The organism is Asticcacaulis solisilvae, from assembly GCF_017875235.1.
In the GTDB taxonomy this organism is placed as follows: Bacteria; Pseudomonadota; Alphaproteobacteria; order Caulobacterales; family Caulobacteraceae; genus Asticcacaulis; species Asticcacaulis solisilvae_A.
This window is the reverse complement of sequence record NZ_JAGGMI010000021.1, coordinates 43,758-58,397: the sequence shown is the minus strand read 5'-3', so window position 1 is coordinate 58,397 and position 14,640 is coordinate 43,758. Positions and strand designations below refer to the sequence as shown.

The 14,640-nt window shown below is 63.4% G+C and carries 10 protein-coding genes; 7 read left to right on the top strand and 3 right to left on the bottom strand.

Annotation, left to right across the window (positions count from 1 at the left end):
• The 4 genes from J2X24_RS21565 to J2X24_RS21550 form a co-directional block, all read left to right on the top strand.
• The coding region (locus J2X24_RS21565; protein WP_209726043.1) for a hypothetical protein at positions 1–274 on the top strand (274 nt) is incomplete at its 5' end.
• Positions 275–593: 319 nt separating this feature from the next.
• Entirely contained in the window at positions 594–2,729 is a 2,136-nt protein-coding gene (locus tag J2X24_RS21560; protein ID WP_209726041.1) for an exonuclease domain-containing protein, read from the top strand.
• A gap of 215 nt (positions 2,730–2,944) precedes the next feature.
• Positions 2,945–3,742 (top strand): fructosamine kinase family protein, encoded by a 798-nt coding sequence (locus tag J2X24_RS21555; RefSeq protein ID WP_209726040.1) that lies wholly within the window; start codon positions 2,945–2,947, stop codon positions 3,740–3,742.
• A gap of 54 nt (positions 3,743–3,796) precedes the next feature.
• A complete protein-coding gene (locus J2X24_RS21550; RefSeq protein ID WP_209726039.1) occupies positions 3,797–4,957 on the top strand; it encodes an acetyl-CoA acetyltransferase in 1,161 nt (386 codons plus the stop codon).
• Here J2X24_RS21550 and J2X24_RS21545 read toward each other — a convergent pair.
• Together J2X24_RS21545 and J2X24_RS21540 are read right to left on the bottom strand one after the other, a co-directional pair.
• Positions 4,954–9,231 (bottom strand): translocation/assembly module TamB domain-containing protein, encoded by a 4,278-nt coding sequence (locus tag J2X24_RS21545; protein ID WP_209726037.1) that lies wholly within the window; start codon positions 9,229–9,231, stop codon positions 4,954–4,956. The two genes, J2X24_RS21550 and J2X24_RS21545, sit on opposite strands and share 4 nt — an antisense overlap.
• Entirely contained in the window at positions 9,231–11,450 is a 2,220-nt protein-coding gene (locus J2X24_RS21540) for an autotransporter assembly complex protein TamA (protein ID WP_209726035.1), read from the bottom strand. The genes J2X24_RS21545 and J2X24_RS21540 overlap by 1 nt, the downstream gene beginning before the upstream one ends.
• Positions 11,451–11,718: 268 nt before the next feature.
• Here J2X24_RS21540 and ada point away from each other — a divergent pair, with 268 nt between their 5' ends.
• The 3 genes from ada to alkB are packed head-to-tail and all read left to right on the top strand — an operon-like array spanning position 11,719 to position 14,106.
• Positions 11,719–12,777 carry a bifunctional DNA-binding transcriptional regulator/O6-methylguanine-DNA methyltransferase Ada gene (ada, locus tag J2X24_RS21535; RefSeq protein ID WP_209726033.1) on the top strand — a complete coding sequence of 353 codons (1,059 nt, stop codon included), beginning with the start codon at positions 11,719–11,721 and terminating at the stop codon, positions 12,775–12,777.
• On the top strand, positions 12,774–13,478 hold the full coding sequence (locus J2X24_RS21530) for a 2OG-Fe(II) oxygenase (protein WP_209726031.1): 705 nt from the start codon (positions 12,774–12,776) through the stop codon (positions 13,476–13,478). The genes ada and J2X24_RS21530 overlap by 4 nt, the downstream gene beginning before the upstream one ends.
• On the top strand, positions 13,468–14,106 hold the full coding sequence (alkB, locus tag J2X24_RS21525; protein ID WP_245345024.1) for a DNA oxidative demethylase AlkB: 639 nt from the start codon (positions 13,468–13,470) through the stop codon (positions 14,104–14,106). The genes J2X24_RS21530 and alkB overlap by 11 nt, the downstream gene beginning before the upstream one ends.
• Here the strand turns inward: alkB and J2X24_RS21520 are convergent.
• Positions 14,098–14,568 carry a response regulator gene (locus tag J2X24_RS21520; protein ID WP_209726029.1) on the bottom strand — a complete coding sequence of 157 codons (471 nt, stop codon included), beginning with the start codon at positions 14,566–14,568 and terminating at the stop codon, positions 14,098–14,100. The two genes, alkB and J2X24_RS21520, sit on opposite strands and share 9 nt — an antisense overlap.
• Between the last annotated feature and the right edge of the window lie 72 nt (positions 14,569–14,640).

Here is a 14,640-nt window from a genome sequence, read left to right as displayed (position 1 = left end):
CCCACCCTCACGGCCGCATAACTCCGGCATCCAAAAATACCCAAACCCAAGTAACGGACAAAAAACAAACCCCGCCAAAAAGACGGGGTTTGTCAGCAGTCTGGGCCTCGCTTTGCGAGGCAAGTCGGAAAGGCACGGAATTCGAGCGCATGTGGTTATGGTCGCGGGTTGGGCCGCGATCGTGAAGGGAATCCACAGAAGCACACAGATGGATGCGCTACGCGCATCTCACACAGATGATCCGGGCAAGTTGTCGAGTTTTAGCTCTAAATAATTTTGCCTAATGACGGCACTTTGCGCCGTCGGGAGTTTCATTGTTAGACCACACGGTATCCATCTGCTCGGATCATCTGTGCGCTGCGAAGCAGCGATCTGTGTGCATCTGTGGATTCCCTTTGGTAGCTGTCACGCGCTTAGTCGCAGCCGTTCAAGCGCGAATTCCGTGTCTTTCCGTGTCGGCGCGCAAGCGCCTTTCAGTGCCTCTCCGTGGTTCCCCAAAGACGCATCCACACGTGACATGTGGGTAAAATCTGCTGTGATCCTCATGCTCCGGCATTGCAATTCGAGGCTGGAACGAATATAGAACGAATGGCATGAGCCGTAGTTTTCCAATCCTCCCGCCGACGTACTATCGCGATCATTTCCTTGAAATGACAGGCTTTGTGACATCGGTGTATGGCGAGATGCTGGGCGAGGCCGAGCGCGACTTCATCGATGCCTTCATGGCTTTGAGCATCCCCGCTCAGTGCCTCTATATCCGCATGAGCAACCGCAAGAAGGCGGTCTTCAGTCCGCGCGACCTGGACTATAGCGAAATCGACGATGTCGCCGATGGTCTGGCGGAACTGCTGGAAACCGGCTTTGCCCGCCGGCTGGAAGCGTGCGATTTTCGCGGCTGCCTCGACACCCTGGGCAAGTCCGATGTGATCGATATCGGCCGCCGCCACGGCCTCAAGATCAAGAGCAGTTGGTCCAAGCCCGACCTGGTGGCGCATATCCATACCGAGCTGGCCTTCGACGATTTTGCCGCCGATTACGATGTCTCCGAACGCATGGTGCCGGGGCACAAGGAGACGCTTGGCTTCCTGCTCTACCTCTATTTCGGCAAGCTGAACGATAATCTTCAGAGCTTTACGCTGCGCGATCTTGGCGTTGTCTCGGTTAAAACCCAGGACAGTTATCAGGCGCGTTTCCACAGCTTGGAGGAGGCGCGGGCGGGCTTTGTCTACACGACGGCGCTGCGCAAACTTAAGTCGGGCGATGCCGATCCCCGCCAGGTCGCTCTCCACATCGACAGCTTCCCGCCGGCCGACAACGATTTTGTCCTGCGCCTGCGTGACCAGTTGCTGTTTCAACTGGGGCAGGTGTTCGAAAAGGCGAAGGACCTCGACACGGCCGTGGCGCTTTATGAACGCTCGACCCACTTCGACAGCCGCGAGCGCGTCGTGCGCCTGCTGCATGCTGGCGGGCACGTCGAGCGTGTTCGCGCCATGCTGGAGACTATGTTGGCGGCGCCGTCGCACGACGAGGAATACATCTTCGCCGACGACTTTTTCCGTCGTAAGTTCGGCCAGTCGCGCACCGGCGTCTTTACCGAACTGTTGCGTTCGGCCGAGACGATCGAGGTCGATGAGCTCTATCGCGGCTATGCCGAAGAGGCGGCGATCGGGTATTTTACCGAGCAGGGCTGGGCTGCGCATCACACCGAAAACGGCCTGTGGCCGGCCTTGTTCGGCTTGATTTTCTGGGACGAGCTGTTCGAAGGACCGGGCAGCCTGTCGAGCGGGTTCGACCTGGTGCCGCAATCGCTGAAAGACCGGACCTTCCATCATACCCACGCCGGCACGATCGCCGTCAAACTGAAGGCAATCGAAGAGGGGCGGGCACTCGACATCGTGCGCGAAACGACGCTCAACCACGCCGGCGACGACAATGGTATTGTCTGGTGGCACGACACATTGGGTGTCCTTATGACGCAGTTGCTGATGGCCGCGCCGCCGCAGGCGGTGCGCGGGGTGCTGGAGCGCCTGACCCAAGACTTCTACGGCTTACGTGACGGTTTCCCAGACCTGATGCTGACGCGCGATGGCCAGATCCGCTTTATCGAGATCAAGGCCGAGGGCGACCAGGTCCGCCGCAACCAGCTGGCTCGGCTGAACCTGCTGAAGTCGCTGGGCTTCGAAGCCGATATTTGCAAGGTCAAATACCGCGTTGACCCGAACCAGACCTATGTCGTGGTCGACGTCGAAACGACCGGTGGCCGTCCGCCCAATGACCGTGTGACCGAGATTGGCGCCGTCAAGATTCGCGGCGGCGAGGTGGTTGGCGAATGGCAGTCGCTGATCAATCCGCAGCGCCATATCCCATCCTTCATTACTGAATTGACGGGGATTTCCAACACCATGGTGATGGATGCGCCGCTGTTTTCCGAGGTGGCGGAGGATTTCGCGGCGTTTCTCGACGGCGCTATCTTCGTCGCCCACAATGTCAATTTCGACTACGGCTTTATCAACAGTGAGTTCACCCGCGCCGGTATCCGTTTCCGCTTTCCGAAACTGTGTACCTGCGCCTCGATGCGCAAACACTATCCGGGTCATGAGTCGTATGGGCTGGCCAATCTGTGCCGGCAGTACAATATCCGGCTCGACAATCATCACCGCGCCATGGCCGATGCACGCGCGGCGGCTGACCTGTTGCTGCTGGTCAATGAGAAACGCCTGGCCGCATAGAAAAGGCCCCGCCTTGGGGGAAGGCGGGGCCCTGTTCTGCTAGGAAACAGAAACGCGCTCATCCCGCCGGGAATAGGGACTGCGCGAAGACTGACGGGCATCCCTGCCGCAGTCACGAATCTTGTAAACGATTACAAGCAAACGTTCAAGTGGAAATGTCATCGTTGGACAAATTGTCAGGTTGCATTAGCGGTCCATCCGGGAAAACACACTTTATGCTCCAATCTAATCAGCAAGTTGCGAAAGCAGCAGCCCAGCTTCTGAACGGAGCGCTCGCAAACTGGGACGTGCTGAATGGGGGAGATCTGTCGGTTGTGCTCGCCATCCGGTTGGACGATGGCCGCCGCGCCGTGGTCAAGTCGAGCCCCGGGGGCGTCGAAGCGGACATGTTGCGGACGATGGCGCAGACGGGCGCGCCAGTGCCAAGGGTGCTGGCTTCGGACGAAACCATCCTGGTGATGAGTGTCGCGGACACTGGTGGCGTTCTGTCGTGGCGGCGCCTGGGCGAAGCGGTGCGGCAACTGCACTCGGCGCAAGGGCCAATGGCCGGTTGGCATAGCGACTATGCCTTCGGGCCGGTGACGATCCTGAACGGCTGGTGCGATTCGTGGCCGCAATTCTGGGCGGAAAACCGGCTGTTGCCGTTCCTGCCTTATCTGCCCTTGGACATGGCGCGGCGGATTGAAGCGCTGGCCGGAGCGTTGGACGACCGCGTGCCGAAGACAGCGACCGCTTTGCTACATGGCGATCTGTGGCCCGGCAATGTGCTGGCGGGGCCGGGTAGCGTCACCCTGGTCGACCCGGCCTGTTACTATGGCGACGGTGCGGTCGATCTTGCTATGCTAGCCCTGTTCGGCCACCCGTCGGCGGACTTTTACGCGGCTTACGGCGCGCAGCCGGACTCGCAGCGTCAGGCGGTCTACAGCCTGTGGCCGGCATTGGTGCATGTGCGCCTGTTTGGCGATGGTTACCTGCGCATGGTCGAACGCTGTCTCGTCTCGGCGCGCGCCTGACGGTTGACGCGGTTTCAATTGATACTAAAATCTAGAAAAACAGGAGGACCGCCCATGACATCCGCAATCGTTGGCTGGGGGCACACGCCGTTCGGCAAGCTGGACGGCCAGTCGCTCGAAGACCTGATCCAGGCTGCTTCGCGCGAAGCGCTTAACGATGCCGGTTTGACGGGCGCGGACATCGACGCGGTCTGGCTCGGCAATTTCAACGCCGGCATGGTCCCGGACGGCTTTGCGTCGTCGATGATTCTGGGCGCCGACGAAGGCCTGCGCTGGAAGCCGGCGACGCGCGTCGAAAACGCCTGCGCTTCGGGATCGGCCGCGCTTTATGCCGCCATGGACGCCATCGCGTCAGGCCGTGTCCGGACAGCCCTGGTTGTCGGCGCCGAGAAAATGACCGCCGTCGATGGCGCCGCCGTGACCCGCGCACTGGGCGCCGCCAGCTATCAGAAGGAAGAGGCGGGATCGTCGTTTCCGATGATTTTCGCCGAGTTCGCCAAGGCCTATGCGGAGAAGTGGGGCGATCCGGTCGAGGCCATGGCGCACATCGCTGCCAAGAATCACGCCGCCGCCGTCCACAACCCGCTGGCGCAGTTGCGCAAACCGCTGGAACTCGACTTCTGTCTTCATGCGTCCGACAAGAACCCGATCATCGCCGCGCCTTTGAAAAAGACTGACTGTTCGCTGGTGTCAGACGGGGCGGCGGCATTGGTGCTGGTGCGCGCTGATATGGCCGGTGAGTTCCGCCGTGCCGTCGGTTTCCGCGCCGCGCAACAGGTCAATGATGTCCTGCCTCTGTCGCAAAAGGACCTGACGGCATTCGAAGGGCCGCGCCGGGCGTTTCAGGCCGCCTATGCGCAAGCGGGTGTAACCGTGAACGATATCTCCTTCGCCGAGGTCCATGACTGTTTCACCATCGCTGAATTGCTGTCGGTCGAAGCCATGGGGCTCGCCGCACCGGGCAGAGGGCGGGAACTTGTCATCGACGGCGGCACAGGGCGTAATGGCAAACTGCCGATCAATATGTCGGGCGGGCTGAAGGCCAAGGGCCATCCGGTTGGTGCTACAGGCGTTTCGATACACGTTATCGCCGCCCGGCAACTGACCGGTGAGGCCGCCGACATGCAGTTGCCCGATCCAACGCTTGGCATGGTCTTCAATATGGGCGGCGGAGCGGTGGCGTCTTACGTGTCGATCCTGGAGCGCCTGACTTAATAGTCTTTCGAATACTTAACGCTCACCGCCGTGCCGGTATTGCCGGCCTGCGACAGGACGCTAAGCGCGCGCGACAGGGCGATTTCGATCTGTGTCGCCGCAAAGCCCTTGGTGTCGGTGACGACCTCGACATAGACGCTGTTGGTCAGGTACTTGCCCGCCGCCAATGAGGTGCCGCGCCCGGTCGCAGCGTCGGCGCCGATGATGCGCAGCCGGTCGACGCCCGTCGCCGAGCGGATCGCCCCCAGCGGGTTGAGGCCGTTGCCGCCGCCGCGCAGGTTGTTGACCGCTGATGCCAGTTGCAGGGCTTCGGTCGCCGATAGGTCTGTCACGCTCTGGCCGAACAGCAGACGCGACAGGATTTCGTCCTGGGGCAGGGCGGGTGTCGAGCTAAAGGCCACATCGGGGCGCGTCGCCGTGCCGGTGACCTTGATGACGCCGGTGACGTCCTCAACGACGGCGGTGGCATTGAGGTCGATTTCCGGATTGGTCAGCGCGCCGCCATCGAAGCGGATCGTGCCCTGGTCGATATTGAAATCGCGGCCGGCGAACGAATAGATGCCGCGCACATTATTGACCTCGCCTTCGACACGGGGATCGCGGGTCGTGCCGACGACGTGCAGGTTCATGCGCCATTCGGACTCCAGGCCCATGCCGGAGATGAAGACCTGGTTGTCGGCGCGGACGCGCACATCCAGTTTCCACAGGGACAGGGTATCGAGATTCGACGGCGGCGGAGCGGGGGCGGGACGATAGCCCTTGCGGCGGACGCCCGACAGTTCGTTGATCTCGGCTGCCCCCTGGCGGATGAAGACGTAGCGGACTTCGGGCAGGCGCAGGTCGCCCTTGATAAGGGGACCGTCGGCAGCGGTGTTGGTGAAGTCGAGCGTCCCCGATACGGTCGAATCGACATTGTCCGAGCGCGCCAGCCGGGCGTTCCTGAGCTCGACATGAACCTGCAAGGGAAACTTCTCGTTGGCAGCCAGCGACACCCAGCCATTGCCCGTTACGGTGCCATTGCCGGCGCGGCCGCTAAAGGTCGTAAGCTCTAGCCGGTCATTGCTGAAGCGGCCATCGAGCTTCATGGCGGTGATGCGCGTGCCAAAGGTCTCATTGTCGTAGGTCAGGCTGTTGGCCTTGATGACGCCGTTGAGGCGCGGGTCGTTCAGTTGCCCCGAAAAGTCCGCGGCGACGGCGACCGGACCACTCAACTGCTGGCGCGCCTGGCCGGTCAGCGAGAACAGGACTTCAGCCGGGCCGTTATAGCGGATGCCGCCGGAAATGCCGGCCGTCGTGACTTGGCGTACCCAGCCTTCGCCGGATTGGGACGGCGACAGGTTCATCTGGATGCGGCCGACGACCGCGCCGCCGCGCCGGACCAGGGCACGCAGGAAGTTGTCCGCTGGCGTAAGGCTCGGGTTCAGGCTGGCGTCGACGGCCAGATCTACCGGCGTCGAGACCGTGTAGACGCTGGCGCGCGAGAAGTTGTTGATCCTGAGGTTGGCGCGCGCCGTCGGATAGGCATTGCCTGTCTGGACGAAATCGACCGCGCCGGTTGCTGAGCCTGTCAGTCCGGCGTCGGGCATGAAGGCGTTGACGGCGGCCAGGTTCAGTTGGTTCAGCCGCGCCTGCAGACGATAACCGCCGTTGAAGTGGCCGGAAATATCCATGCGGCCGTCCTGGGTGACGAGCGTGGTCGGATCGAGGCTCCATCCGTCGCCATTGCGGCGGATGCGCGCCGGATTGGCCAGGCGGAAGTCGATATTGTTGGCCTTGCCCTTGGCGGCGATGGTGTAGAGATTGGGCCGGATTTCGCCGTTAATCGCGATTTCGAGCGGCACCTCCTTCTGGCCCTTGGCGATGGCCTGGATCGTACCGGTCTGCCCGCGTAGCAGCACCTTGGCCCGACCGGTCGACAGCATGGCGGTGCCATAGGTCATCTCGCCCAGCTGGACGTCGGCATCGACGGCGATCTCCTTGCGCAAGACGGCATTGGCCGTGATAATGGCGCGGCCGATCTGGATGCCGGTCTGGCCGGGCAAGGCGACATTATTGCCGACGGCCTGGATGGCGGCGCCCTGGTCGCCTTGGGCGTTGTAAAGCGCGGCCGTGCCGTTGAGCCCCGATCCGTCGAGCGCCAGAGTCCCTGTGAATGGCCCGGCCTGGCTCTGGACGATGCGGCCTTGCATGGCCACGCCGGCGAAGTGGCCGTTGCGGACATCGACCGTCAGTGGCCCGTTCTTCATGATGATCAGCGTGTCGGCGTCGAAGGGGCCATAGGCGCTGTCGCCGTTGGCCTTGATGGCATAGCCCTGCTCGGTGGCGTTGAGCGTCGCGATGACGTTTTCGATCTGCATGCCGAGGCCAGGCTTGGCGGCCTTGACTACGGCCTGGGGGGCATTGACCGTGCCGGTGACGACGGCATCCAGCGGTCCATATTGCGTTGACTGGGCGCGGGCGTTGAAGTTCAGCCGCCCGTCAGGCCCAAAGGTGCCGCCAAGCGCCAGCAGGCGGAAGGCAGGGGCGTTGCCGGTGACATTGCGCAAAGCCACCTGGCCATTGGGCGCAAGACCATAGCCCCCGTTCAGCCGGGCATTACCGCCCAGAACCTTGGCGACCGACGCATTTTCCCACCGGGTCGACTGGCCGGTAAAGGTACCGGTGACGCTGAGGCCCGAGGCATTGCGGACGACGCGCGCCCCTGTATCGACATTGATCGTGCCGAGGTTGGCGACGCGATAGTTCTTGAGGCCCGCCTTCAGGTCGCTCTGGAATGTGCCGGCGGCCAGGTCGGCGCGCAGCGATCCGCGCGCCGACAGGCGATCGCTTTTGAGGACCAGGTTGTCGCTTTCGGCGTTGCCGTCTTCGATATCGATATCGCCGTCGAGGCGCAGATTGGTCAGCAGCGGATCGACCTCCGCGCCGATGCCGGTCAGGCTGCCCAGGGAGACGTCGAGCGGCACGGTCACCTTGCCGTGGCGGTCGATGCGGCTCTTGCCCTCGGCGTGGAGGTTGGTCAGGTATATCTTGCCGAGGCCGAAACGCGTGACGTCGATGTCGTAATCGATGCGCGGTGTGCCGAATGCCCCTTCCAGGGTCAGGTCGGCGCGCAGATCCTGGCCCGTAAAGCTGCGGTCGAGGCGTTCGGGGCGGAGCAGGCGGACCTGTACCTCCAGCCGGCCGAAGCGGCTGGCCTCCAGGTTCAGCAGTCCCGCCGCCTTGACGGTCGCGACTTCGGACGTCAGGCCCAGATCCATATCCAGGTTGCGCTTGCGCAGGGTCGAATCGAGATCGACTCGGACATTGGGCTGGAGGATGGCGGCGGATTCCCCGCTTAGAAACAGGTCCGGACGCGTCACGCCGGCAACACCGAACCGGCCGCCGCGGGCCGTAAGGTCCAGATTGGCCAGTTCGGCCTCGCCATAGCTGGCCAGGAGCTTGCCCTTCCAGTCCTTCCACTCGCCTTTGCCGGCGATATTGGCGCGCAGGGGCGACTTCAGCCCGGCCAGGCCGGCAATGACGCCGTCTTCAGGCGCGTTGAGATGCGCGGTCAGGTCGAGCCGGTTGGCTTTCGGCACCGAATCGAGAATGACCTCGAAGCGGTCGTTGCGGTCGCTCTGGCTGGTGGCCGTCAACTGGGCGCGGCCGTCGGTCAGGTGCGCCGCGCCGGACAATGAGGCGATACGCGCATCCGGGCCCGCGACGCCGGGATAGAGCCTAATCCGATCGACCTTCAGGCTGTCGATATCGATGTCGAGATCGGGCAGCAACGGTTTGTCAGGTTCCGGCGGCTTGGTCGATGGGCGCAGTTCGGGGCGTCGCAGGACTTCGACGAGCGGGCTCGATATGTCGTTGATGTCGACGTGGCGGTTGATATAGGCCAGCGGGTGCCAGTCGATCGCGATGCGCGGCGAACGGGCAAAGGTGCCACGACCGTCACGAACCTCGACGTCGCGTAAGGTCATATTGCCGTAAAGCGATCCGTCGATGGCGCCGATGCGGACGCCAAGGCCGCTTTCGAGCGTGAATTTATTGACGAAGCCGAGCAGCAGGCGCTTGCCGGGGCCGGTATTGACGCTGAGGCCGAGCGCGATGACCAGCAGAAGGGCGCCGGCGACGATCGACACACAGTAAAGACCGACCTTCTCCCAGCGCAGGTCCTGCCAGCGCATGCGGCGATTGACCTCGGCAGCAGTTGAGCGCGCCTTCGCCTTTGCACGCTCGGGCAGGCCAGGCTTGGCGGGCTTTTCGGACGGCGTCGGGTCGGTGTCCATCAGAAGGCCTGCCCGATGCCGACATAAAGCGCGAACTGCGGCTCGTCGGCGCGACGATCTATCGGCGTGGCGACGTCGATGCGGATCGGGCCGAAATTGGAGTAGAGACGGGCGCCGACGCCTATGCCGACGCGCATGTCGGAGAAGTCCGGGAACTGCGCGTCATAAACCTGGCCGACATCGATGAACGGTACCACGCCCCAGTCGCCCCAGCGGTAGCGGACCTCGGCGGAGGCTTCGAACAGGCTGCGGCCGCCGGTCGGGTCGCCGGTGGCATCCAGTGGCCCCAGGCCTTGATAGGCGAAGCCGCGCACCGAGCCCCCGCCGCCGGCATAGAGTCGACGCGACGGCGCGATGTCGGCCGTCGCACCGCCGATCAAGGCGCCGAGCCGGGCGCGCGTCGCCAAGACGATCCTGGCGCCGAAGGCCTTGTAATAGCTGGCGTCGAATACGGTTCGGAAGGTTGAAGCAGCCGTGCCCGACAGCGAGAATTGCGGTCCGCCCTGGATGGCGAGGCGATAGCCCTTGGTCGGATTCAGCAGGTCATCGCTCTGGTCATAGCCCAGCCGCGCCGGGATATTGGCCAGATAGTAGGTCTCGAAGGCCGACAGCATTGTATTGGCGATAGTCGCCTTTTCGCGTGAGGCCAGGAGTTCGGCGCCGATCGACCACGTCCATTCCTTCTGCCAGATCGGCGTCGAGACGCGCGCCAGGGAGCCGGTGAAACCGGTCGTGTAGGCTTGATAGGCGTCATAGATCTGGTGTTCGGCGCTGACCGCCAGCGCCAGGGTCAGGTCGCGCCGCTTGAAGTTCGAACGGCGATAGGTCAGGTCCAGACCCTGTTCCTGGGTGCCGATGACGCCGTGGGCGATCAACGCGCCTTCGGGCGGAAAGAAGTTGCGGTGGGTCCAGGTGCCTTCTGCGGTCGCGCCCTGGCCGGTGGCGAAGCCGACCTCGGCCGACAGGGTGCGGGCCGGTCCGGCGTTCTGGTGGACAATGAGATCGACCGTTTCGACGTTTTCGGCATCGATGACGCCGGTCGCCTTGCTTTCGACCGACACCGTGCGGAACAGGCTGGTCGAGACCAGGGCCTGGCGCAGGTCATCGACCATACGGCTGTCATAAAGATCGCCTTTGTCGAACCGCGTCAGAACGGCGATGTGGTTGGCGTCGAAGGCCAGGTCGCCGTCGGTCGTCACCTTGCCGAAGCGCGAGCGGTTGCCGGTATCGACCTTCAAGGTATAGTCGCCCACGTGCGTTTGCGGATCGAGCACGATGTCGCGCGCCCCCACCTTGGCGAAGGGATAGCCGTTGCGCGGCAGGACGACGCCGACATTGGCCTCGGCCGCCAGCACGGAATTGGCCGAGATGACGTCGCCTGTCTTCAGCGGCAGGGCGTCGCGGATCAGGGTTTCCGGCACGGTCGGCTGGGCGTCGATCGCAATGTTCCCCAGCTCATACGGCGTGCCGGGCAGGGCGGTCAGGGTGGCGACGACCGGTTCGCCTTCGGTGGCTGGCGCGGTGATGGTGGTCGTGACCTTGCCGTCGTAATAGCCGGCCGACTTCATCAGCCGGACGGCCAATGTCTGGTCTTCATTGGCGCGGGCGCGGACCATGGCGGCATTGGCCGCCTTGCCCTTGCCGTTCTTAAGCGCGCTCAGGTCTTCGAAGCGGTCCTCCTGGCCGATGGGCTTCAGGCCGGTGACCTGGGTTTTATAGGCGATGCTGGGCGGCGTCTCGGGGGCGGCGCCAATCTCGACCGGTTGGACGTCATAGCCTTCGAGCGGCGCCAGGGCCGCAGCCAATTCGGCGTCCTCCGGCGTTTCGACCGGCGCCAGCTGCCGGGCAGCAGACGCTTCGGCCTGAACGGTCCCCTCCGGCGCTTCGCCGGCTTCGAGCGCGGGCAGGGCAGCGTCGAAATCGGCATCGCTGACGATCGGGGTATCCAGCGAGGCCGGCGGTGGAATTGGCTGCTCGGTTTCGGGCGGTGACGGCAGGGTGATGGTCGGCGTGCCGGGCGGTGGCGGCGTCACCGGCGCTTCGGGCGCGGACACATCCTTGTCGTCTTTTTTATCTTCGTCTTTTTTTTCAAGCGCGGGCGGCAAGGGCAGGGGCACCATGACGCTTGGCGGCTCGGCGGACGGGGTTGTGACGCCCGGCGCCGGTTGCGTGCTTTGCGGCACGTCCTGGGCCGTGGCGGACAGGCCAGACAGGGTCATGGGCGCGATCAGGCACCAGGCCAGTTTTCCGGACCCGGCGTACAGGCGCGATCTGACCCTTGGCTTAGAAATGTGTATCGCCCTCTCACTGGCGTTCGTAACGAACGCATAGGCTTAAGGAGGTTAAGACACTGCAAAAAATCCATATGAATCGGACCTTTGCATGGCGACAAAATTCTGAATTCGACCGCAAGGAGCGGAGCGCGCACGCATCGCGCCAGGCGTAGATTGTGATCACCGAGGGATGTCAGATCAAGGAGAATATCCTATGTTAGAGACCATGACCGCTATTGCTCCCGATACGCGCATGCAGGCCGTCCGTGACCGCGACGCTTCCGCGGACGGACAATTCGTCTATGCCGTTGTGACAACGGGAGTTTTTTGCCGCCCATCGTGCGGCGCCCGCCCTCCCAAGGCCGAAAATATTCGCTTCTATGCCGGGCCGGAAGAGGCGCGCGCGGGCGGCTTCCGCCCCTGCCTGCGCTGCAAACCGGAACAGCCGCTGGGCAATGCCCAGGCCGAGATGATTGCCAGTGCCTGCCGTCATATCGAAACGGCGGAAAGCGAACCGACTCTCGAGCAACTGGCCGGACGCGCGAAGCTTAGCCCGTTTCACTTCCATCGCGTCTTCAAGGCCGTCACCGGCCTGACGCCCAAAGGCTACGCCAAGGCGCATCGCACCCGCCGGGTCCGGGAGGAATTGTCGGGTAAGGGACGGGTAACCGATGCGCTTTATGACGCCGGTTTCAACTCGAACGGCCGCTTCTATGAGGCTTCGAATGCCATCCTGGGCATGACGCCCACCCGCTTCAGGAATGGCGGCGACGGCACCGAGGTCCGCTTCGCCGTCGCGGATACGCGCCTGGGCGCCATGCTGGTCGCCGAAAGCGACAAGGGCATCTGCTCGGTGGCGCTGGGCGACGAGCCCGATGCGCTGGTGCGCGAGCTTCAGGATCGCTTTCCGAAGGCGCGGCTGATCGGTGGCGACGAAGCCTTCGAACGCCGGGTGGCCGAGGTGGTCGGGCTTGTCGACCATCCCGAAAAGGGCGTCGATCTGCCGCTCGATATTCGCGGTACGGCCTTCCAGCAGAAGGTTTGGGCGGCATTGCGGCGTATTCCGTCCGGCCAGACCCTCAGCTATGCCGAGTTGGCGGAGCGTATCGGCGATCCGAAGGCGGTGCGCGCAGTCGCCGGTGCCTGCGCAGCCAACACCCTGGCGCTCTTGGTGCCATGCCATCGCATCGTCCGGACCGATGGCGCCTTAAGCGGCTATCGCTGGGGCGCCGAACGCAAGCGCGTCCTCCTGCAGCGCGAGGCCGGCCTATGATTCCCAAAACCCATGACCTGGACCACGACTGGCTGGCGGTGGAAACGGAGCTCAATGCCCACGGTTGCGCCGTTCTGCCCGGCCTGGTCGATCCGGACCAGTGCCATGACCTGAACAATATCTATGTGACCGGCGCGTTCCGCAGCCACATCCATATGGCGCGTCATGGTTTTGGCAGCGGCGACTACAAGTATTTCGCATACCCTTTGCCGCCCCTGGTGGCGAGCTTGCGCGCCGGCCTCTATCCGCCCCTGGCGGCAATCGCGGGCCGCTGGAATGCGCGGATGGGGATCGATATCCGTTATCCGGCCAGTCATGCCGACTATCTGGCGCAATGCCACGCGGCGGGCCAGGCGCGGCCGACGCCGCTGATGCTCAACTACGGGCCCGGCGACTATAATTGCCTGCACCAGGACCTTTATGGCGATCTCGTCTTCCCGTTGCAGGTGGCGGTTCTGCTGTCGCAGCCAGAGGAGGACTTCACCGGCGGCCAGTTCGTCCTGACCGAACAGAGGCCGCGCATGCAGTCGCGCGCCGAGGTCGTGCCGCTACAACAGGGCGATGCCGTCATCTTCGCCGTCCATCACCGCCCGGTACGCGGATCGCACGGCGATTATCGCGTCAATATGCGCCATGGCGTCAGCCGCATCCGGTCGGGCAAGCGTCGGGCCCTGGGGATTATCTTCCACGATGCCGCCTGAGCAACTGGCCCTGTTTGCCGAGCCGTTGCCCGAAGGGGTGACGATCTTACGCGGTTTTGCCTTGTCACAGGCGGGCGCAATCCTGGCGGAGGTTGAACGGATCGGCGAGGCCGCGCCTTTTCGCGCCATGCAGGTGCCGGGCGGCGGCACCATGTCGGTCGCCATGACCAATTGCGGCGCCGCCGGCTGGGTGACCGACCTCAGGGGCTACCGCTATTCGCCGGCTGATCCGCTGACGGGGCAGCCGTGGCCGGACATGCCCGCGCTGATCCATGATCTGGCCGTGCGGGCGGCCGATGCCGCCGGATTCGAGGGTTTCCAGCCCGATGCCTGCCTGATCAACCGTTATGAGCCCGGCGCGCGCATGGGATTGCATCAGGACCGCGACGAGGCCGATCGATCAGCACCGATCGTCTCGGTGTCCTTGGGGCTTTCGGCGACCTTCTTGTTCGGTGGCTTGAAACGCAGCGATCCGCAGGCGCGAATCGCGCTCAATCATGGCGATGTCGTGGTATGGGGCGGGCCGGCGCGTATGGCCTATCACGGCATTGCGCCGCTGAAAGATGGCCTGCATCCCGAACTGGGCCGGCTGCGCCTCAACCTGACGATCCGTAAGGCGCTAGTTTAAAGCCGCCGGCCTGCCGTCCGGCGGCAACTGCATCAGCCCGAACCAGTACTGCTCGATCTTATTAACGATCTCGTCATAGGTATCGTTGCTGACTGGCTTGGTGATGTAGCCGTTGGCGTGGCGGTCGTAGCAGATCGACACGTCCGAATCGGCGCTGGAACTCGACAGGATGATCACCGGAATTTGGCGCAGGTCCGGGTCCGACTTCACTTCCTTCAGGAAGTCCTGGCCGTGCATATGTGGCAGGTTCAGATCGAGCAGGATGATGTCGGGGCGGGGGGCGTCTTCGTGTTCGCCCTTGCGGCGCAGGATGTTCAGCCCGGCTTCGCCGGTTTCGGCGATTGTGATTTCGTTGGCCAGGGTCGCGCGCTTGAAGGCGCGGCGGGTCAGGACGGCATCGCCACGGTTGTCTTCGATCAAAAGAACCTGAGCCGCGCGCGATCTTTCGATGACCTTCGTCATTACTACTCCGTCTTTTTTGGACTGCCGCCATGGGCGGTTTGGTTCCGTCGCAGTATTTTTTCCCGATTTTAT

What these genes read in the sequence shown, in the direction of transcription:
- J2X24_RS21540 (WP_209726035.1), bottom strand. Translation starts at nt 11,450, where the DNA reads ATGACCCTGTCTGGCCTGTCCGCCACGGCCCAGGACGTGCCGCAAAGC.
- J2X24_RS21560 (WP_209726041.1), top strand. Translation starts at nt 594, where the DNA reads ATGAGCCGTAGTTTTCCAATCCTCCCGCCGACGTACTATCGCGATCAT.
- J2X24_RS21550 (WP_209726039.1), top strand. Translation starts at nt 3,797, where the DNA reads ATGACATCCGCAATCGTTGGCTGGGGGCACACGCCGTTCGGCAAGCTG.
- J2X24_RS21555 (WP_209726040.1), top strand. Translation starts at nt 2,945, where the DNA reads ATGCTCCAATCTAATCAGCAAGTTGCGAAAGCAGCAGCCCAGCTTCTG.
- ada (WP_209726033.1), top strand. Translation starts at nt 11,719, where the DNA reads ATGTTAGAGACCATGACCGCTATTGCTCCCGATACGCGCATGCAGGCC.
- alkB (WP_245345024.1), top strand. Translation starts at nt 13,468, where the DNA reads ATGCCGCCTGAGCAACTGGCCCTGTTTGCCGAGCCGTTGCCCGAAGGG.
- J2X24_RS21530 (WP_209726031.1), top strand. Translation starts at nt 12,774, where the DNA reads ATGATTCCCAAAACCCATGACCTGGACCACGACTGGCTGGCGGTGGAA.
- J2X24_RS21545 (WP_209726037.1), bottom strand. Translation starts at nt 9,231, where the DNA reads ATGGACACCGACCCGACGCCGTCCGAAAAGCCCGCCAAGCCTGGCCTG.
- J2X24_RS21520 (WP_209726029.1), bottom strand. Translation starts at nt 14,568, where the DNA reads ATGACGAAGGTCATCGAAAGATCGCGCGCGGCTCAGGTTCTTTTGATC.